The sequence below is a fragment of the Chryseobacterium sp. WX genome (assembly GCF_029542485.1).
In the GTDB taxonomy this organism is placed as follows: Bacteria; Bacteroidota; Bacteroidia; order Flavobacteriales; family Weeksellaceae; genus Chryseobacterium; species Chryseobacterium cucumeris.
This window is the reverse complement of record NZ_CP120710.1, coordinates 2,580,443-2,599,820: the sequence shown is the minus strand read 5'-3', so window position 1 is coordinate 2,599,820 and position 19,378 is coordinate 2,580,443. Positions and strand designations below refer to the sequence as shown.

The 19,378-nt window shown below is 31.9% G+C and carries 26 protein-coding genes; 1 reads left to right on the top strand and 25 read right to left on the bottom strand.

Going from position 1 to position 19,378, the window contains the following annotated elements:
• Positions 1-83: 83 nt before the first annotated feature.
• The 16 genes from PZ898_RS11650 to PZ898_RS11575 all read right to left on the bottom strand — a co-directional run bounded on the left by PZ898_RS11650 (position 84) and on the right by PZ898_RS11575 (position 11,959).
• Entirely contained in the window at positions 84-875 is a 792-nt protein-coding gene (locus tag PZ898_RS11650) for a hypothetical protein (RefSeq protein ID WP_147367608.1), read from the bottom strand.
• A gap of 21 nt (positions 876-896) precedes the next feature.
• A complete protein-coding gene (locus tag PZ898_RS11645; RefSeq protein WP_062675865.1) occupies positions 897-1,436 on the bottom strand; it encodes a dihydrofolate reductase family protein in 540 nt (179 codons plus the stop codon).
• Positions 1,437-1,527: 91 nt separating this feature from the next.
• Positions 1,528-2,151 carry a phosphodiester glycosidase family protein gene (locus PZ898_RS11640; protein ID WP_277695562.1) on the bottom strand — a complete coding sequence of 208 codons (624 nt, stop codon included), beginning with the start codon at positions 2,149-2,151 and terminating at the stop codon, positions 1,528-1,530.
• Between the two features lie 188 nt (positions 2,152-2,339).
• On the bottom strand, positions 2,340-2,993 hold the full coding sequence (locus PZ898_RS11635) for a hypothetical protein (RefSeq protein ID WP_062675866.1): 654 nt from the start codon (positions 2,991-2,993) through the stop codon (positions 2,340-2,342).
• Between the two features lie 29 nt (positions 2,994-3,022).
• Positions 3,023-3,781, bottom strand: coding sequence for a hypothetical protein (locus PZ898_RS11630; RefSeq protein ID WP_277695561.1), 759 nt, complete (start codon positions 3,779-3,781; stop codon positions 3,023-3,025).
• A 73-nt stretch (positions 3,782-3,854) separates the two neighbouring features.
• A complete protein-coding gene (locus PZ898_RS11625; protein WP_277695560.1) occupies positions 3,855-4,496 on the bottom strand; it encodes a hypothetical protein in 642 nt (213 codons plus the stop codon).
• 104 nt (positions 4,497-4,600) lie between these two features.
• Positions 4,601-5,149: a hypothetical protein gene (locus tag PZ898_RS11620; protein ID WP_120232823.1), complete on the bottom strand. Its 549-nt coding sequence runs from the start codon at positions 5,147-5,149 to the stop codon at positions 4,601-4,603.
• 32 nt (positions 5,150-5,181) lie between these two features.
• Positions 5,182-5,694, bottom strand: coding sequence for a hypothetical protein (locus PZ898_RS11615; RefSeq protein ID WP_277695559.1), 513 nt, complete (start codon positions 5,692-5,694; stop codon positions 5,182-5,184).
• A 97-nt stretch (positions 5,695-5,791) separates the two neighbouring features.
• Entirely contained in the window at positions 5,792-6,451 is a 660-nt protein-coding gene (locus PZ898_RS11610) for a DUF2461 domain-containing protein (RefSeq protein WP_123279114.1), read from the bottom strand.
• Between the two features lie 97 nt (positions 6,452-6,548).
• Entirely contained in the window at positions 6,549-7,145 is a 597-nt protein-coding gene (locus tag PZ898_RS11605; RefSeq protein WP_277695558.1) for an SMI1/KNR4 family protein, read from the bottom strand.
• Between the two features lie 35 nt (positions 7,146-7,180).
• A complete protein-coding gene (locus PZ898_RS11600) occupies positions 7,181-7,855 on the bottom strand; it encodes a hypothetical protein (protein ID WP_277695557.1) in 675 nt (224 codons plus the stop codon).
• A gap of 156 nt (positions 7,856-8,011) precedes the next feature.
• Positions 8,012-8,662 (bottom strand): DUF4919 domain-containing protein, encoded by a 651-nt coding sequence (locus PZ898_RS11595; protein WP_216443849.1) that lies wholly within the window; start codon positions 8,660-8,662, stop codon positions 8,012-8,014.
• 89 nt (positions 8,663-8,751) lie between these two features.
• On the bottom strand, positions 8,752-9,300 hold the full coding sequence (locus tag PZ898_RS11590; protein WP_277695556.1) for a hypothetical protein: 549 nt from the start codon (positions 9,298-9,300) through the stop codon (positions 8,752-8,754).
• A 31-nt stretch (positions 9,301-9,331) separates the two neighbouring features.
• Complete coding sequence (locus tag PZ898_RS11585; protein ID WP_277695555.1) at positions 9,332-10,264, bottom strand: kelch repeat-containing protein; 933 nt, start codon at positions 10,262-10,264, stop codon at positions 9,332-9,334.
• A gap of 146 nt (positions 10,265-10,410) precedes the next feature.
• Positions 10,411-11,343, bottom strand: a complete 933-nt coding sequence (locus PZ898_RS11580) for a kelch repeat-containing protein (protein ID WP_277695554.1) — start codon at positions 11,341-11,343, stop codon at positions 10,411-10,413.
• A 259-nt stretch (positions 11,344-11,602) separates the two neighbouring features.
• Positions 11,603-11,959 carry an SMI1/KNR4 family protein gene (locus PZ898_RS11575; protein WP_277695553.1) on the bottom strand — a complete coding sequence of 119 codons (357 nt, stop codon included), beginning with the start codon at positions 11,957-11,959 and terminating at the stop codon, positions 11,603-11,605.
• A 451-nt stretch (positions 11,960-12,410) separates the two neighbouring features.
• Between PZ898_RS11575 and PZ898_RS11570 the strand changes: the two genes are divergently transcribed.
• The gene (locus tag PZ898_RS11570) at positions 12,411-12,839 is read left to right on the top strand and encodes a CBS domain-containing protein (protein ID WP_277695552.1); all 429 of its coding nucleotides are present in this window, start codon (positions 12,411-12,413) and stop codon (positions 12,837-12,839) included.
• Between the two features lie 183 nt (positions 12,840-13,022).
• Here PZ898_RS11570 and PZ898_RS11565 read toward each other — a convergent pair whose 3' ends face one another.
• The 9 genes from PZ898_RS11565 to PZ898_RS11525 all read right to left on the bottom strand — a co-directional run bounded on the left by PZ898_RS11565 (position 13,023) and on the right by PZ898_RS11525 (position 18,946).
• Positions 13,023-13,529: a hypothetical protein gene (locus PZ898_RS11565; RefSeq protein WP_123279126.1), complete on the bottom strand. Its 507-nt coding sequence runs from the start codon at positions 13,527-13,529 to the stop codon at positions 13,023-13,025.
• A 151-nt stretch (positions 13,530-13,680) separates the two neighbouring features.
• Positions 13,681-14,355, bottom strand: a complete 675-nt coding sequence (locus PZ898_RS11560) for a tetratricopeptide repeat protein (RefSeq protein ID WP_277695551.1) — start codon at positions 14,353-14,355, stop codon at positions 13,681-13,683.
• A gap of 82 nt (positions 14,356-14,437) precedes the next feature.
• Positions 14,438-15,133, bottom strand: coding sequence for a hypothetical protein (locus PZ898_RS11555; protein WP_277695550.1), 696 nt, complete (start codon positions 15,131-15,133; stop codon positions 14,438-14,440).
• Positions 15,134-15,208: 75 nt separating this feature from the next.
• Complete coding sequence (locus tag PZ898_RS11550) at positions 15,209-15,493, bottom strand: hypothetical protein (protein ID WP_277695549.1); 285 nt, start codon at positions 15,491-15,493, stop codon at positions 15,209-15,211.
• The gene (locus PZ898_RS11545) at positions 15,490-15,657 is read right to left on the bottom strand and encodes a hypothetical protein (RefSeq protein ID WP_277695548.1); all 168 of its coding nucleotides are present in this window, start codon (positions 15,655-15,657) and stop codon (positions 15,490-15,492) included. Before PZ898_RS11545 ends, PZ898_RS11550 begins: the two co-directional genes overlap by 4 nt.
• Before the next feature lie 27 nt (positions 15,658-15,684).
• Positions 15,685-16,095: a helix-turn-helix transcriptional regulator gene (locus PZ898_RS11540; protein WP_088584448.1), complete on the bottom strand. Its 411-nt coding sequence runs from the start codon at positions 16,093-16,095 to the stop codon at positions 15,685-15,687.
• A 501-nt stretch (positions 16,096-16,596) separates the two neighbouring features.
• Positions 16,597-16,851 (bottom strand): hypothetical protein, encoded by a 255-nt coding sequence (locus PZ898_RS11535; protein WP_277695547.1) that lies wholly within the window; start codon positions 16,849-16,851, stop codon positions 16,597-16,599.
• Between the two features lie 105 nt (positions 16,852-16,956).
• On the bottom strand, positions 16,957-17,595 hold the full coding sequence (locus tag PZ898_RS11530; protein WP_277695546.1) for an HNH endonuclease: 639 nt from the start codon (positions 17,593-17,595) through the stop codon (positions 16,957-16,959).
• Positions 17,588-18,946 (bottom strand): ATP-binding protein, encoded by a 1,359-nt coding sequence (locus PZ898_RS11525; RefSeq protein WP_277695545.1) that lies wholly within the window; start codon positions 18,944-18,946, stop codon positions 17,588-17,590. The genes PZ898_RS11530 and PZ898_RS11525 overlap by 8 nt, the downstream gene beginning before the upstream one ends.
• Between the last annotated feature and the right edge of the window lie 432 nt (positions 18,947-19,378).

The following is a 19,378-nucleotide window of genomic DNA, read 5'->3' as shown; positions in this document are numbered from 1 at the left end:
TACATGGTGTTTAAAAAATGTTTTTATTGAAGAAGGGTAGAGGATTATTTAATTTGAATTAATGTCTTAACACCATAAATCTATTATATTTTTTCAAAGTACTTCCCTTTGAACTGATAACGGATTTTCTTTTCTGTAATCTTAGAATCATCAAGAATTAAAGGAATACTGATGATTTTCTTTTTAGGATCATATTGAATATCCAGGTTTTCAAATGTTTTGGTTTTGATTGAATTACTGGTGTTAGAAGAAGCGGTAAAATCTAATTCATAACTTAGCTCATTCTGGATTCCGGAAGCGGTTTTTATAAGTTTAGCATTGCTGTTTAACTTGCCATTGTCAATAGAAAAAACTTTTACTCTATAGTAATAAAGGGCAGTGCTGTATACAGAAATGTTTTGAGCCAGATAGTATTTTTTATTCTGTGATACAATATCATTAATCTGATAATAATTGGATTCTGCATTCTGCTCCATATCGCTTTTCAACGTTTCACTCTGTACTTTTTTACCGGATTCATACTGGAAAACACTTCTGTAAAAACGCATTGTTCCTCCGGTTAGCGTATTCCACGAATAGATTCTAAATTTACCATCTTCCGAGGAACTGATAGATAACCCATTTTTCGTAAGTGATTTAAAATCATGCTTTAGGGTTTGAGGATTGGATGATGTATAGTGATGTAATAATTTTTCAAACTTTCTATTGGCTGCGTAAAGAGAGTCCTCGGTGAGGATATTCTTGCGGCTTGTATCATACCAGTATTGAATCCTTTGAAAAGAACGGTTAAGTTTTTTTTCAATGACAGAAATATTTTGTCCGGACATCGTACAGGAAGTCACCAGACAAAAAAAGATTCCTATTATTTTTTTCATGATTTGTTTGATTATTTTTATTTAAACCTCATAAATAAGCTGTACTACACCGGATTTGAAAACATTGGTTTTGACCAATTTTAGATTCAGTCTTTCTTTTAAATCTTCAAAAAGAGGCTTTCCTTTTCCCAGAGCAATTGGGTGAACAGATATTCTGTAGGTATCAATAAGATTCTCCTGAATAAATGTTTTAATAAGACTTGCTCCTCCATACAACCAGATGTCTTTTCCTCCCTGTTTTTTTATTTCTGAAACTTTTTCCACAATATCAGAACTGATAAAAACGGCATTCTCATCTTCTCGGTTCTGACTGGAAAAGACAAATTTATTCTTTGAGTGAACTGCTTCCCAAAGTTTTTGCTCTTCTAAACCTGCATTTTCTTCCGGTTGATAATTTCCCCAAGCGTCATAACTTACTCTTCCGTAGAAAATAGTGTCTATGCCGGAAAGAAACCCATCAAAATCCATATCATCATCCATGATACACCAGTCGGTTTCTCCGTTGGGTCCTTCAATAAATCCGTCTAATGTAGTGGCAAGGTCTAGTATTATTTTTTTCATGTTGAATAAGATTGATTTAGGCGTTGAGTTTCTTAAAATGAGAGGAAAGATAGGTATATTTTACCTCTTCATTATGAAATGAGGATAACTTTTATTTTTTAGATTCCGTGACTCCTATCATTATACCGAAGTTTCCATCTTTCTGGATCCATTTTTTTTCCGGAAGATAAGTTCTTGAAACATATCCATCAAGATATAGAGCGTCTTTACAACCCGAATTTTTGAAAAACTCTGCCAGATTATAAAAATTGATTTCTTTTTTAGACATCACAAAAAGGAGATCCCCATTTTTCAGAATTCCTACGCCGTTTCTGATATTCAGATTTTTAGAATTTTCCTGAAAGATCGAGTTGATTTTTCCATTTGTTATAAGCATGGGGCCAGATTGTGTGGCATATCTGACCTCTTTATTTTGTACGTATTTTTTAGTTTCTACGATTCCTGCCCGGTTATTTCGGGTTAAATAAAATATTCCATTAGGCTTAAGATAAAAGTTCCCGCTGCCCTGCAATGTATCTATGGATTTTAGTATTTTAAAATCTTCAATATAAAGACCTTTTGGAGAGTTGTCGGGTTCAAACATTCCTCCGTTCATAGCGAATACTAATTTTTTATTTTTATACTGAACATCAGTAATCAGATGATCCAGACTTTTCAGGAGCTCACCTTTGTCACTTTTCCAATACAGCTGTGTGTTTTTTTTCTGAGGATTCACCTGATAGGTTATAAAACGACTGCTATCCTTTACTTTTTCTTTACAGCAAAAACTGCAGAAGAGCAAAATGAAAAGAAGAAAATACCAGATTGTTTTTAAACTACTGCGTGGGCTTTTTATTTTGGGAAAGAAAATATTAATCATGATGTAGTTTTCAGAACAAATATATTGCTTTCTTCTTATTGATTTCAATGCTGTGTTTTTCTGCGCAGGAAGATTAGAGTTATAAGAAACATAACGATCACAAAAATAGAAATATAAATAATGATTTTATATCTATTATTTTGTTGGTTGAGTGATGATATTTCTATTTTTTGCTCATTGACCTTTCTATCGGAATGGTTGAAATCATCCACAATCAAATCTGTAAGTTCAGGATTACTGGATGTATCAGAGTTTTCAGATAATTTTTTATACTGAGAACTTAAAGATTCCAGTTCTTTTAATTCTTCCGGAGAAAGCTCATCCAGTTTTTTTTGAATAAAACATTGGTCAGAGTAGAGAAATCCGGTATCTTTTTCATCATATGCAAAAATCAGATATTCCCCTTTCTGGGTAAAAAGAACATCACAGGAATGCAGCGGAGATCCGAAAAGGGTAGCATTGTGTGTATAAAATCCATCATAGGAATCCGATTTGTAGGTCTTATTGATTTTTACTTTACTTAGAATATTCTGGACCGTTTTAAACCCAGATGGAACTTCTGTAATATCATATACTTCCCCAATAAAAACAAAATCAGCATTTTCAAAAGAAGATTTTAAAGTAGGAGTACCATTGCATTTACAGGCAGCAATTTTCGCAGAAAATAAAAGAAAGAGTAAGAAAATCCTGAATGTCATGAGGCTTGTTTTTTTCTTGATTGAAGAAATTAGTCTAATTGTTCAAAATATTTATCATTGATGCTTCCGTCAAATTCATTAGAAAGGATATTTCCCAATCTATATCTGAATTTTGTTTTAAAATTACCGGTTAAACGAGGCTCAAATACAGTTGCAATTTCTTTGGGTTCTAAAACGAAAAACTTAATACCAACTCCGCAAGTATATCTTCTGAAGCTATCTATTTTTTTCCATTGATGATTTTTATCTAAACCTTCAAGTTCTAGTATCACATTATTGCCAAAACCGATTATGCGCTCTCTTTCTTCCATATTATAAATGGTAACAGGAAATCCATCGTAATACGTTATAATGAATGGAATCTCTTTTGATAATTTTAAACCAGCAGCTAAACTATCCATTTTGATATCATAGTCTAGATTTGATATTTTTGTAGTGTCAGTATATGTTTTAATTAAGGGTGTTTTTTGAGATGTATCCACAAAAATTCGGAGATCCTTATACTGACGTTTATTAAATTCTTGATTAAGAGCAATAAAATCCTTGTTCCGATAATTTTTTTTTAAAATTTCACTATACCATTCATTATCCGTATAGCTGAGTGTGATTTTTTTTTCAGGCTGTCCTATGTACTGTATTTGTTTATATCTAAAAAGATTGATGTCTTCCGTTTGTTCTATGGTAATGTTATTTAAATCTTTTTCGTAAATATATTTAGGATAAATCATTTCCTGTGACCATAGCAGACAGGAGAAAAGAATTAGATACACTGTGATATATTTTTTCATCGGTTAAAAGTTTTATAAAGGAATAAAGCCGTTCTTACAACGGAACGGCTTTCAATATATTGTCAACATCAGCTTAGCGATAAGGCAGATTAATTTCTTCAATTTTTGTTCTCAAATCTCCAATAGTGAAGGTTTCTGAATTACATTGAAATTCAGGAAGGTCATGTTTGGATAGAAAGTCATTTAAATCATCACAGTTTTGCAGAATATTGAATTCTTTATTGTCTAAATCTAAAACAATTCCTTTGGTTTTTCCATTGATAGAGTAGGCTAGAGGAGTTAATGCTCCTAAGAGTGCCTTCGACCATAAGCCTTTCATGTTTTCTTCAAAATAAATGAATCTTCCATAGTTCAAAACTTTGCAAAATCTCGAATACTGGTCAGGATCATATCCATTGTCTTTCTTATTGGTATATTTTCGATAGGTCTGAAAATACATTTCTCCTTTATGCGAAACAGCTAATGGAACTTTTACCCTCTTATTTTTTTGTTTGAAATAAAAGAATGCTTTTTCCGGCATGGTAAGAGAATCACATTTTTCACAGGCTTTGAAATAGACCTCTTCGGTTGAAGATGGTTTTTTATTTAAAACATCCTCCAGAGTCATATAAATGCCTTCCGGAAAATCTCCTTTTTTGATGGATGGATATTCTTTTTCTTGTGCAGCTACTATGCCGGAAATAAAAAGAAGAACAAATAAAATATACAGTTTCATGGGTGTTGTTAATTTTTTGGCAGAGCAAAAATATAAAAAACTTAATGGGAAATCCTTATTAGAGAGATTTTATTCAATACCATAGAAAATAATTCTCAGTTATATTATTTTCTAAATTGTAATGTCTGAATTGCCTTTAAAAGTTCTACCTGACTTTCTTTCTTCAGATTAATGCCATATAAATTGAACTTGATATTTCCTATTGATTCAGTTTTAAGGCTGTCGATATAAACTCCTGTCATTCCTTTGCCTACTTGTTTGGGCTCTACTATTTTTGCTTTATATCCATCAATTTTTTTATAGGATATTTTACTTTTGATGAAATCTTCTCTACTAGCATTTTTATCAATGACAATAAATTCTGTTGTATCAGCCTTTGGATTCACGGTTAGAAGTTCGTTGAGATCTTTTCTGTTAATAATCGTTACATTTTCTTCTAATGAATAGGAATAAGGTCCGTAATCGTAGAAAATCGAATCATTATTTTTCGTGATGATAATTCCGGCATTACTATCACAAGCTTCCGGTTTCAATTTTTTCCAACTTCCTGGAGCCTTTAATCTAAAATCACCAAAATCTAGTGACCGTATTGAATTCTCGGAACAGCTCAATAGTATAAATGAAGCGAAAATGAATAAAGATGCTTTTTTCATAGCTTTATTGGAACATGTTTTATAAAGGGTTGTTATTCCTTTTTTAGCGGTATTTTATTTTTTGTAAATCCTATTAATACATTGTGTTCAATACTATATCGGGTAGAATCTGTTTTTAAAATTATTTTTCCGTTTTCATAGTTGCAAACTCCTTCCAGAAATGAAGTCGAACTTCCTGGATTTACAGATTCTGTCATCATAAATGTATGATCGGGTTTGTGAATACTAATATTGTAATTTTTTGCATTGTGATGAAAGCTATAGCTGATCCAAATTTGATTTTGGTGTCTTCTGATAGCATTTGGCCAAAGAAAACTGGCGATCGCAACAGAAACAACAGAATTGATGATAAACAACCTAGATAAATTTTTTTTCTTTGTTATCCACAAAATACCTCCGGCCAGCAGATTAATAAAAAATAATAAAGGATACATTATTACAACAGCAATAGAAATACTGGGATCAGGATCAATATCGTAGAACCAGATCCAGATGAGTAGAAAATCAATGATGGATAAAATTAAAATTTGCAGGATTCGTTTCATTTTTAAAGATAATATTACTTTTTATTGGACTGTTAGGTTCAGAATGAGATACTGAATTTTCCTGTTCTTATAAAGAGTACATAAAAAACTTCCGGTTTTAAAATAAAGGCTCCCCATTCATATCCGTGGTCAGAATTTCACTCATATAATCAAAAAAAGGCCGCATGGCGAGTAAAGTCAGGAGGACTTCTTTTTGAAAATTGTCTGATAAAACCTCCGTATCTGTAAATTTCCGCATCACAAGGAATTGTTTTTTCCTGATCAGATCAATAGCCGGATGATTTTTATCAAAACCCCGCGGTGCTGTTTTTACAGAGTCTCCTTTAAGTTCTCCGAAATATTGTATAAAAGTTTTATCAGCAATAATTTTTTCAATTTCTGTGCTGCTGATTTCAAATTCTTTACGGATGCGAAGTAAATCTTTGGCTTCAGGCCCCCAGAATCCACCACCTACAAAACTGTTGCCCGGTTCCAGCTGAATATAATATCCGCCTCTCAACATGGGCTTCGAGCGGGAATATCCAACGCCAAAATTGGTTTTATAAGGCGTTTTGTTTTTGGAAAAACGTACGTCATTGTAAATTCTAAAAATGTGAATTCCTTTAAGCTGATCATACTCCTGAAGTTCCTGATAGATCTGATTAAAAAAAACTTTATTTTCTTTTACAATGATATCATATTCAGATTTATGCTGAGTAAACCATTCCCGGTTGTTATTTTCTTTTAAATGGGTGAGAAATTCAAATGCTTTTTTCATGTTGTATAGATGTTTTTTACTTCTGAATATTTACAGAAATTTTCCAGCTTCTTGTAATGTAATGATTGGAGTAGCTAAGTAGAACGATTGAGTTAAATTATCCTATTTTTTTGTTCCAGAATGAGCTTGTATCAATTTTCTTTTTTTCAGCATGACGAATTGGAAAAATATCTTGTGCAATTCCTTTTGATAAATTGCCACCCCAGAATATAATATCATCACCAAACATTGAAAGAACAGTTTCTTCATGATCCAGTATTAAAAACCGATGTCCTAAATAGGGGATAATTGGAGGTACATTTTGGTTCTTCATAATATCTTCAGTCACGCGGTTGGCTTCCAAGGTCAGTTTAATTCTTGCTTTTATGATGGGAATGTCATCAGGATAGGAATAAAATATAGGACCAAAATCAATTTCTCCTTCACCACCATTATTATCTATTCCCGGTTTATCAAGACCATTCATCGTTCTGTAATAGTTTTTTAATGACTCCGGAAAGGTGATGTTCAGTTGTTTCTGGAAATCTTCTAATTCAGGCTCTGACAATCCTTTTTTCCATTTGCTTCCTTCCTGAATCTGGAATCCCCAGCATTCCATCATATCTACTTTCTGCCAATATCTTTCACTTTTCTTTTTTATCCATTGAAAGCTTGAAATTGAATTGTCAAGTTTTTTAAATTGTCTTTTTTTCATAACATTTCTTCTAATATTGATACAAGGTCCGGGGTTTAGAGCCGTGGGTTATTATTCTTATTATCGATCAATCTTTGTTTTAAACTTTCAGATAATAAATTGTTTTCTAGTAAGTAGTGGGTCATCATTTTCAGAAAATACCGGCATTTCTTTAAATAATCTTTATCCGGTAAAACATTATCGATGTCATTTAAATAAGTGTTCGCTCTGTTGATAAATACTCCGGCCCCTTCAAATTCTTTGCTGATGAAGAGTGTTCCAATCAGAGAGATGTAAGAAACAAATTTATATTCACTGTGGTTTCTACGTAAATATTGAGGAGGCATCTTTTTATTCATCTCCTGAAAATAGGATATGATTCCAATATCTTTCAGGTATTTTTCCTTCTCAATTACAAACCAGTCGTCCACTATTTCGCCATCAAAATCCATTTCAAGATCATAATACCCGATGGGTTCTAAATTTTCAACATACGTTTCCTTTTCCACACAAAGACTTATTCTTGCCCGGATAATGGGTTCCTGGTATCGCTGTTCAATCAGATATTGGTATCCCTCAAATACAAAAGTAATTTCATGGCGGGCAAAGCCTCCTATCAATTCTTCAGGATCTTCTGAAAGTATTTTTTGGAGCGTGTGAAACGCTTCATTTTTGAGATGAAATTTTTCTGCTCTTTCGGTGAGTAATGTTTGAAGTTCCTGAGCGTTCATAGTATGGTTATTGGTTTTCAAATCTACGAATTAGCATAATATCTTATCCATGCCATGCAGCTTACCTTAATATGGTACATTAGTATGTGAATTGATAGGAAGGGATGTTGCAGAAAAGTATGTAATTGCTGCCTATTTTTACATCATTGGAAGTTATTAAAAATATCCGCCAACCAATTTTACAAATACTTCTCTGTCTCCAATTTTATAAATGGTTAGAATGCTTCCGTCTGAAAGTTGTCTCATTTTTTGACTAAAGTCTGCTCTCGGTCCTTCGGTAACGAGATTTTCAAGTTGTTGTAAAACTTCTCCAGGAGTTAACACACAAATTGCTGTTTCTTCACTTTTCCCATCACCACTTTTTTCTATCGTTTGAATGATGAGATCTTTTTGCTTGGCACATAATTCTCTTTTTTTATGGTCATCAAGTGCACTATAAATATTCATCATATCATCCAGTAAATCTTTGTTGAGAGGATTGATGGCGTATTTTGATTCTGCTTCAGCCACCATTTTTTCTGCTTTACTTTTTGACAGTCTTTTTTGGGCAGGTTTCCAGAATGTTCCGGATTCACTGTTATAATTTCCAATGGTGTAATCATTTTTTATGAATTTACTTCCGTAATACAATTGATTCAACTGCTCCTGCGTCAGTTCAGAAGGATTTACTTTGAATACGTCTAAAAGTTTATAAAAATTTTCCTGCGGGTTTTCAGAGACATTCTTTTTAATAAGGTCAGTGTTTATCTGTGCAGATAATGCCTGGAATATTAGAATTAGAATCCCTGAAATAATATGTTTTCTCATTGTTTTTTATTTAAATTTGATTGTCAGCCTGTGTTAGTTATTGTTTTTGTTTATCATAAGGAATTCCATCTTTTCTGATTTTTAATTTTTTATTCGTCTTTTGTTTTCCAAAGTAGTATTTCCGTATCATTCAATACTTTATATTGATAATCTATTTCATTCCAGAAGTTGATGATGATATCTTGTTGTTCTTTGTTTTTCAAAACAGCTATAATATGAATTTCTACATCATAGTCTTTAGAATAATACATGTCAAAATCAACACTGGCCCAACCATTAGTTATAATTTGGCATAATCTGTCAACATCATCAGTATTTACATACTTTCTCCTTACAATTCCGGCTTTAATGCTTTCAAAAGTATTGATGATTCTGTATTCATCAAACAGATTGTCCGGCAAATGTTTGTAATAATGCGCATTGTTTGATCCGGAACCCAAAATGGTATAATTCTTTTGTGATTTATCAAAAACAATAGGTCCGACTCCAATTAACTTTCCTCTTTCATCATCTTTATCATATTTTTTATGCTTCCAGAAAATAAAAATATAAGGCTCTGTTTCATAATATTTGAAGATGGTATAATCAGGATGAATTTCATCTTCAATCATTTTTTGTACTAAAATTTCGTCTATCATCAAGTGTTTTTATTTTGAGAATGTTGTGTACTTAATTTTCTTTTGTATCCTGTGCACTTTCAGTAATATCAGCTGCTTGTAAGCTTTTAATAGCTGATTTGGTGGATGACGTTGTACTTCCTCCGATGATGTATAATTTATTGTTATATACCTCTGCTGCTGCATGTCTTCTTGGGATCATATTGGAGGATAACTGATGGAATTTGTTGGTTGTCGTATCAAAATAAGCCAGAAAAGCCTGATTATTATAACCTCCTGCCATAAAAATCTTATCACCGGATACCGCTAATGAATGTCCGGATATTCCGGCAGGCATTATAAACTGATCGGTCCAGCGATTAGTATTGAGATCGAAAACATTGATCAGACGGGATGAAGTACCGTTAAAACCGCCAATGACATACAATTTATCATTCACAATTTTACCTTTTGCTTCTCTGGCGTTGGGCATATCCGGTAGTGGATGCCAGGTATTGGAAGCAATATCATAATATTGAAATCTGTTAGAAAATACAGTGGTTGCAGCATTGTTGAGTCCGCTGCCACCGAACACATATATTTTTCCGTTATGGATAGCCGAACCAGCATTTCCAGTATAGGAACGGTTAACAGCTCCCTTCGTTACTTTCTGGGTTTTAAGGTCTACAATTTCAAGATGGCTGTTTCCCCAGCCGTTAAAAATATAAATCTTATGATCGTACGTCTCCGAATTCGCAAATTTTTTGGGACTTAGAGTCGCATTGAGAACACTCCATTTATTATCGGTAATATTATATTTTTCAATAAAATTGGCGTTGCCTCCGTTTTGCTGATATCCATTGCTCACATATATATTATCATCCACGATGACACTTGTTATGGCACCTCTGCCTGCAGACATATTAGCGAGAGTTTTAAACTGAAGCGTTTGTGCATAGGTGAGCAGTGAACCCAAAAATGAAAGGAATAATAATTTTGTTTTCAATGGTAGTAAGATTTCGTGTTTGTTTTACCTATTTATAGAAACAAATATATGTAAAAGCTGAATCTGAAGTGGGAGATTCGAATTTTATTTTTTGATGGCGTCAGGTCTCCCGACTTTGCGGAGCTGGGTACTGATAGTTTTGTCGTCTATGGAGATAACGGGATATTCAGATTGAACATTATTTCGTTAATCTCTGCAACTTGTGTACTTTTAATAGAGGATGATGGAAGGGTACTTGTATTTCCTCCAATGATGTATAATCTGTTGTTATATACTTCTGCAGCTGCGTGTCTTCGGGGACTCATATTGGATGATAGCTGGTAGAATTTATGGGTGGTAGTATCAAAATAGGCCAGAAAATCCTGATTATTATAATCACCTACAATGAAAATCTTATTATCGGCTACTGCCAATGAGTGGCCGGATATCCCAACAGGCATTTTATACTGATCGGTCCAACGATTCGTAGTAAGGTCGTAAACATCGATCAGATTAGAAGAAGCTTCGTTAAAACCACCAATGACATACAGTTTATTATTAACAATTTTACCTTTTGTTTCTTTGGCTATAGGCATATCCGGTAATGGATGCCATGTATCTGAAGCAATGTCGTAATACTGAAATTTATCAGAATATATAGGCGCGCCGTTTAATCCGCTGCCTCCAAACACATATATTTTCCCATTATATATAGCAGAACCGGAACCGCCGGCATAATAAGGATTAATGGCTCCTTCGGTTACGGTATTGGTTGCAAGATCTAAAATTTCAAGATGACAGTTCCCCAAACCGTTAAAAATATAGATCTTATTATGGTAAGCCTCAGAATTAGCAAATCTTTTGGGACTTAGAGTAGCATTGAAAATACTCCAGCTGTCATCGGTAATATTATATTTCTCAATATAATTGGCTTCTTTATCTGCTGTATAGCCATTAGACACATAAATATTATCATTCACTATTACACTTGCTATGGCCCCTCTGCCTGCTGACATACCGGCGAGTTTTTGGAAATGAAGCTTTTGTGCATGGGCCAGCAATGAACCCAAAAATAACAGGAATAATAATGTTGTTTTCAAGGGTAGTAAGTTTTTAGTGTTTTTGTTTTATAGGCTTAAAATCAGGAGGTATAAACTTGTGTAAAACTCATCAGGATTTTCCTTCGTTGATATATTCCAGATAATCCTGTTCTAAATTATTAATTTCTTCAATTAGAAAATCGTAAATATTTCCTTCAAATACTTCATAATCTTCCTCATCGTATTTGTCATACTCAATTTTTATGATTCCGTTGTCGGTATAGGCTCTGTAGAGGTTTCCACTGCGTTTAAAAAATAGTTATCCCAGTGGCTTTTGCTTATATTCAAGGGCTTCCTGATGTGTTTCTTCAAACCCCATCCATGAAGGCATCTCTTCATCCTGCGAAAGTCCGTACACAAAAAAGCCATACCCGAATTTCCAGCTTGGAAGAACATCAAACTCCTGAGGACGTTTCCAGATCTCTTCCTTGACTTCAAAAAGTAAGGAACCAAATGAGGTCAGAAAATCCTTAACATCTTCACTGAAGGTAAACCCTGTGTTTTCTTCATATTTTTTAATTTGTTCTTCGGTCGCAGGTTTGGCCACAGAGCCCATCACGAAGAAATCATCATTTAATTTCTTTTTCCTATCCCAGAATTCTTCTTTTGTTGCCATATTTTGTTTTGGTGTTACATCGTCAGCATTGTTCAGATCGTTATTGAAACAAAGATAAGAGAAAGTTTGGGGATAAAAATTAGAGTGTGGGTGGATTTTGTTTTATTTCCCCAAAGTCGGGAGAGTTTGGGGAACAGGGAGAATTTCTAAAATGCTTTTAGTTAAGCAAAGATATTTTTCTACAAAATTATTATCTGCTTGTCTGTCTGCAAAAGATAAGTTGTTTTTTTGGTAAGTTATTGAAAATTAAATACTAAAGTTAGAAGTTTCTTTGAAAAAATACAAAAATGAAACCATGATATTTAACATATCATACAGCGGAGAAAATTGATAAATATCAGCTGTAATAGTATGATGAGGCGGGTGTTTCTTCGCTAACTTTGAGTATGAAAAAGGAATTTATGGTTCGTTTTTCATTGTTAATTTTCACAATAATCTAAACAAAAATGCTATGAAACAAAGAGTTCCAATTTCCCAAATTATGACTAAAGACCTGATTACACTCAATCTTACACAATCATTGTATGAGGCTGAAAATTTATTTAAAAAAAATAAAATCAGGCATATTCCGGTTGTCGAAAATCAAAAGTTATTAGGCGTATTAAGTTATAGTGATTTATTGAAAATCAGCTATGCGGATGTAGAACAATCGGATGATGCGGAAGATGTTCCTGTATCAGCAGTGGTATACGACGTATTTACTATTTCGCAGGTGATGACAAAAGCTCCTCTCACAGTAAATCCTGAGACTACCATAAAAGAAGTGGCAGAGATTTTATCCGAACACAGTTTTCATTCTGTTCCGGTGGTCGAAAATGGTGAGCTAAAAGGTATTGTGACTACTACAGATATTTTAAAGTATTTATTGCAGCAGTATTAAACGGCCCAGTATTCACTTTAAATGCCCATTTATACTGAATACCTTATATTTCCAAATTCAGAGTAATTGGAGATTATATACGTATAAGAAACCCGAAGTCCAGACTTCGGGTTTCTTTATTTTTTTAGAGGCTGCTGAATATCCCCGTTGCTGCAAGAATCCTTCTGTGCTTATAATATTGGGTTACATCAGGTCAATGATTCTGCCACTTTTAAGTTTGAATGGCCCCTGCAAACTGTTATTTTCCTGAATTGTTCTATCCATAGCTATATAGAAGTTTTCCCAATGTTCTTCTAGTTGATCATAATTTTTTGTTTCCCAATACTCTCCTTCATCAACAACATTGAGACATTCGAAATATTCTTTTAAAATCTCAAGTAATTCAATTATTTTTATGTGTATTTCAGTGGATGCAAATTGGGTTTTGCAGAATTCCTGAATGTACAAATCTTTATCAAACTCGAAAATTAAGGGTTCTGAATTTTCGTGAGGTTGTATATGAACACCTTTGGTAGGACCTTCATAGTTTACATTTTCTTCGTCTTTTACTCTTTTCAGAGTTACAGATTCATTTTCAAATTGAAAATGATCCCATTCTTGAAATGATGAAAACTCAATTACTTTTTTTACTAATGTATTGTAGCTTTCTTCATTTTTAAGTCGTCCTTCAAAATGAATTGTTATTCCCATATATGTTGTGATTGTATTGATTGCTACGAAAATATCAAAAAAGAATTTAATATAAATTCTTGTAAAGCATTCAAATTATCCAGTAATATATTATGATTCTATCCGAATTTATAAGGAAAATGAAAAGGTCTGCGTTTTATTTCTGATGAATTTAATTATTATTTACCTTTTTCAAGTCCATTTCCGAATATAATCTATATTGTATATTTCCTGTACTTTCATACACTTTGTCATATAATACCTTTGCCTCTTGGTACTTTCCCAATTCATCATAAAGTGCTCCTAACATATAAGCAGCTTCTATTTGATCAGGTTCATTTTTTAAAATTTCTTTATACATCCTTTCAGCCTGTTCATTTTCATTATGTGCAAAATACCAGTTGGCTATTTCCCAATAATCAGCTAAAAGCTTTGTTTCAGTAAATTTATTTTTTAGAGAATCGATACTTATTTCTTTGTAATCATTTCTAAACTTGTCCATTCCTGTTTTCTTTACACCAGCCATATGAATATAGAAAGGATCACAATTATTTATTAATCTGATCATAAGGTCTTTCATGAAATCATTTCTGTTTTTGTTAGCTGTGCTGTTATGGAAGTTTTCAAAATCTTTCTGAAGTTTTGACATTACTTCATAGGAACAAATTTTAAATGTTTCATCAGTATAATTTGTTTTACCAGATAAACAAGTGCAAAACTCCTTTTCAAATTTTTGTGGAAAATCCTGAGCTTTAATGTGAAAAGAAATTGAAACAGAGAACAATATTCCTAAGAGTAATTTTTTTTTCATGTATAGCTTTATTTTTATCAATGTTCTTCTGTTCATAACAATATTCTTAATCACAATAAATTGTCCGTCGTATCTGAGATTTTGCGGAGCGGGTGTAAACTCAGGTTAGCAACAGTTATTATTTTAATTGAATTTCAATCTTTTTATCTTCCATAAATAACTTTATCCAATTCGGAACTTCATTATTTCCTGGAATGCATTCGGTTAAACTTTTATTATTTTTATAATTTTCTATAGCTTTTTCCCCAAACTTGATTTTCATTTCATAAATTTCATTGCCACCATATCCAATCCAGGCTTTTGTTATTATTTGCTTGTTGTTTTCAATATTATGATAAAGTAAAGATTTTGTGTCCTCGGGTAAATGATGTATACCATCACACCAAAAACTCTTAGCATAATATTTTATCTTTTCATTTTCAATGTTTTTAAAATCCAGAGACCATTCTAAATGACTGCAAAATTCTAAATTAAACACTGGTTCACTAAGATTATAATTAAAAGCACCACAATTGGGACATTCAGTATATTCTCCATTCAATTTTTCAAACTCACATTCTGCACATCTGCCATTTCTATTGTTTACATGTTGAATAATAATTCTTGCTTCATTTTTGTCCAAATTGAATTCGTCAATTAATTTTTTTTCAGCAAATACTTTTAAATCGTTTTGCATCAAAATATAAAGATCAAGCTTTTGTTCTTCAGAAAAGTTTAGAATAATAACTTCATTTTTACATTTGTTGCAATTCATTTTCATTCTTAATTTGTTTTTTTTGTTACAAACATCCAAATTTAGATATTCAATTAACATTTGAGAACATCTATATGTTCAAATTTAAATAGGGAGCATACAATCGTGCTAGAGGGGATGAAAATATATAAAGTTTTACTTAATATAATCCCCTGCAACAATAGATTTTTCCATTGTACTTACAATCTCAGAAACAGGAATCGTAAATATCCCGGCATTTCCTTTATCGAATTCTTTTTTCCAGTAAGAATATCCGTCGAGTTCAAGAGAATCCGGCTTTTTGCCGGTTTCGTTTTTCAGGGTGGTTATACTTTTGTTTAAAGCTTCTTCTGATATGGGAAGATGGCTGAGGTTTTCTGCATATCCAGTAGGGCTGGCAGGGTTTTTCATCTTCAAACCGCTGACAGAAATATGAATCACTTTCCGGTTTCAGGGTATTCCTCAATCTTTAATATGGTAAGTGTTGAGCTTTTTTCCGTAGGACGGGTTTTGTAGTTCCATTGCTGGCCGACACTGTATTGGTCTTTTTTTGCACAGCTGAAGGACAGCAAGAATAATACTGCTATGAAAGTATAGAGTTTCATGAAGGGTTGGTTATTAGTTTTGTTTTTTTATTTCTGAATCAACTGTTCCAGTCTGGCCATCATTTCATCTTTTTCTTTCAGCATTCTTTCGTACAACTCCATTTTTTCTTTATGTAGTTCTAATACTTGTTCAAGTGGATGAAAAGTAGGTTTTATATTTGCGGTATAAGCAAAAGCAGAAGAATCATGAAAAGTATTAGCAATAATATTAACTGCTTGTTCTTCATCCATATTCTCAATAGCTTCCACGGGAACTTTCAGAATCTGGGAAATCCTTTCTAAAATATCCTCTTCTACAGTTTCCTTCTGCTCCAAAAGCGAAATCTTCTTCTGGTTCCAGTCTTCCCCAAGATCAAAAGCCAAAGCCTCCTGCTTGATGCCCAACATCTCCCGAAAACGCTTGATATTTCTCCCCTGATGTATTTTTTTGTTTTGCATATTTGTGTACGTTATAGAAACAAATATAAGTAAAAGTTGGGGGATAGGAAATGGGGAGTTGGGGTATTTTAGATGATGGGATATAAAGAATCCGAAGTGAGAGACTTCGGATTTTGTTTTATCTCAAATATCTTCTAATATACATTCCAGCTCTAGAAATATTATACTTTATATGTGCCTTTCCATAAAAACTTCCCTTTTTATAATCTTCATTCAAAGGATTTTTATATTCTTGTGTGATTAAGCCGCTATTCAAATAATTTTCAACGTTAGAATTGATATAGCTTTCAAGAAAGCTTTCCTTAATAAAAAAGTTTAGATCAATAATGTTAGTTTTATTGATACAATCTACACATCTAATAAAATCTACATAAGAAAGTGTTTGTTCTAAAAAATGTTTGAATAAAATTCCAATGTATCCTGCTTTTTCACAATCATCAGCTTCGTTTATTATGTATAGTAGTTTTTCACCAACTTTAGTTTTATAGTTTTTATTCTCATCTATTTCATTAATTTCTTTTCTCTATCCTCTTGCTTAGTATTTTCAAGTTGCTTTAAAAATGTTAATAATTTCTTTGTATAAAGTCTTTCTTGAATTGTGTTACCAAAGTTAATTGCTTTGGAGACTAGTCCTAAAATTGGTATATCTTTTACTATTCCATCTTCTAAAAATGAGTCTAAAACAACTTCATTAATGTCAGTCATTAAATCTCTAAGATTGTTGTCTTTTATAATTTTACTTATTTCAGTTTTCATTTAGTTTTTAATAGTTAGATAAAACCAATAGTGTCTTCGCGTAGCAACATTACTTACTTGTGCTTATTTTCCGAAGTCGTAAATTTTGCTTAGCATGAGATATTTTTATGATAGTTCTTTAATTATTTTCTGTAACATATCATCTCTTTTATCCTGTTTTGGTTCTTTATATATTTTCGTAATTTTATTAATCATTTCAGTATTGTTCACTGTTTGCGGCTCCCATCCCATAAATAAAAACTTTCTATTTAATAAACATGCCCCAATAGTAAAGTTCCCTTTTTTTGATGCCTTATCTATATAAAAGCCATTTTCAATATGTATATGGTCATCATAATTATCAAAATGTGGATGTACAATATTAAAGTGCTCTGATTTATCAGGGTATTTTGTTTTTAATTTTTTCTTGATAGTATCAGGTACTTTATCTATTGTTTCTTGATTCCTTTTTATTTTATTACAATCCGCACATATTACACATAAATTTTTAGACACAAAAATATATTCTGGATATAAAGATTTAGGGGCTATATGTTCAACATGACAATTGTCTGGATAAACTAATGATACCGGATTTCTGCAATAAGCGCAGAGAATTTTTTGTTCCTTTCTATAAAAGTTTCTGATTTCCTTTTTCAAATCTATTATTTCATCAAGACTCCAAATATCGCTTTCTTTTGAGATAGATTTGATTAATTTTTTTTCTTCCTCACTATAATTGTAGGCATTCATAATTTTACTCATAAATTTTCCTTAATTGAGCTATTGTTTTATATAAATCGTATACAGGATCATTCTGTCTTAAATAATTTGATTGATCTTCTAAGATTTTTAAATTTTCAAGATCATTCTTTTTGAATTTTTTATTTTTAGAAATATTAGAAAAGATATTCATAGCAATACGAAGGAGGTATTCATTTTTAAAACCTGGATGATTAAAAACATTCGCTAGTTGGAAATCAATAGAATTGTTGGCATAATATTTAGCATTCATAAGTTCTTTATTATCCATCTGTAATATGTAGCAATTTTCGGTTGACAATTTAGAAATTAATTGAGGCGAATGCGTAGCAATTATAAAGTGACAATTTTTAAACTTTTTAAAAGTTTCAATTAAAAGTTGAATATATTTCTCTTGCCATTCAGGATGAAGAGAAATTTCTGGTTCATCAATTAGAATTAGTGCATTATCAGTTATGTTACAGCTTATACCAACAAGAGTTGTAAAAATACATTGCTCACCAGAACTAGCATCACTAATTTTAAAAATTTTATTATTAGCTAATTTACGTAGACCAACATCACGTAATCTAGCAACTCCTGCTTCTATCAAAAATGAAATATTTTCAATATCAATTTCAGAATCAATAGTATTTGAATCAAGTACTAAGTTATATATGATCCGTCTTCTGTTTTTAATTTGTTCTAAGATATTTTTTAATTTATTGAACTTATCAATATCCAATTTGTCATCCTCAGTTCTAAAGAAATGAAGATGTGGACGATTAATATTCCTTTGAGAAAATATTTCAAAAAATGTTTCTTCAGCTTGTTTACTCTTTAATAGAGCTTCTAGCTCAGAACTCAGTATTCTATACTCAAAAGCTATATGAAATTCATCAGAATATCCCAAATAGTTTAAGACGTTGATTATTTTAGCAAATTGATCTTTATTTTGGCTTCTTATCATCAATAATTGTCCTATTATTTTGGACATAAACCCTAATGAAAAATTAGTTGTTCTTAGATCCCGAATACCAACATATGAATAAAATTTATCAATATTATATTTACTTAAATGAAATCTTGGAAGAGGAAATTTATCATATGGGCTTGTGGAGACTGCTATTACTTTATTAGGATTTTCTGATATTTCTAAATCAATATCTGTATTTATTTTTCGATAATTTTGACTGATAAAAGTTGTAGTATTTACTTGGCTAATTGGGACAAATTTACTGATAATGTCATTTAATAAGCGACTTTTTCCCGTACCATTTTTTCCAACTATCACTGTAAAAATGTTATGATTGTTGTCTATTTTTGAATCATAGAAATTGAATGATTTACTTCCTTTTGTGTATTTAAATATCATTTTTAAATTTTACTTCTTAGATTAAATATTTTTTATTTGAAATTTATTAATAAAATTAAAACATTGTGAAAGAAATATCTTACGGGAAACCATATTCTACAAAAAAACGCTCCACGAAAGCAGAGCGGTTAGTATATTAAATTGTCTCAACGACACGTTGTTACATCATTCCTGGCATTCCACCACCCATTGGCATAGTTGGTTCAGTGCTCTTTACTTCAGTTATAACACATTCTGTTGTAAGAGGCATAATTGATATTGAATGATTTTTTATGTATTTGTAAAGTTTTTTAATCTTCTCAATTACAGTTTGTAGAGAGGTTAATTCATATCCAGTATGTTCACAATGTAAAGTTCTAAAAATTCAGGTAAATTAGAATATATGTTTACTTTTAACGTTGCGATTTTTCTATTTTGATCGTCAAATAGACT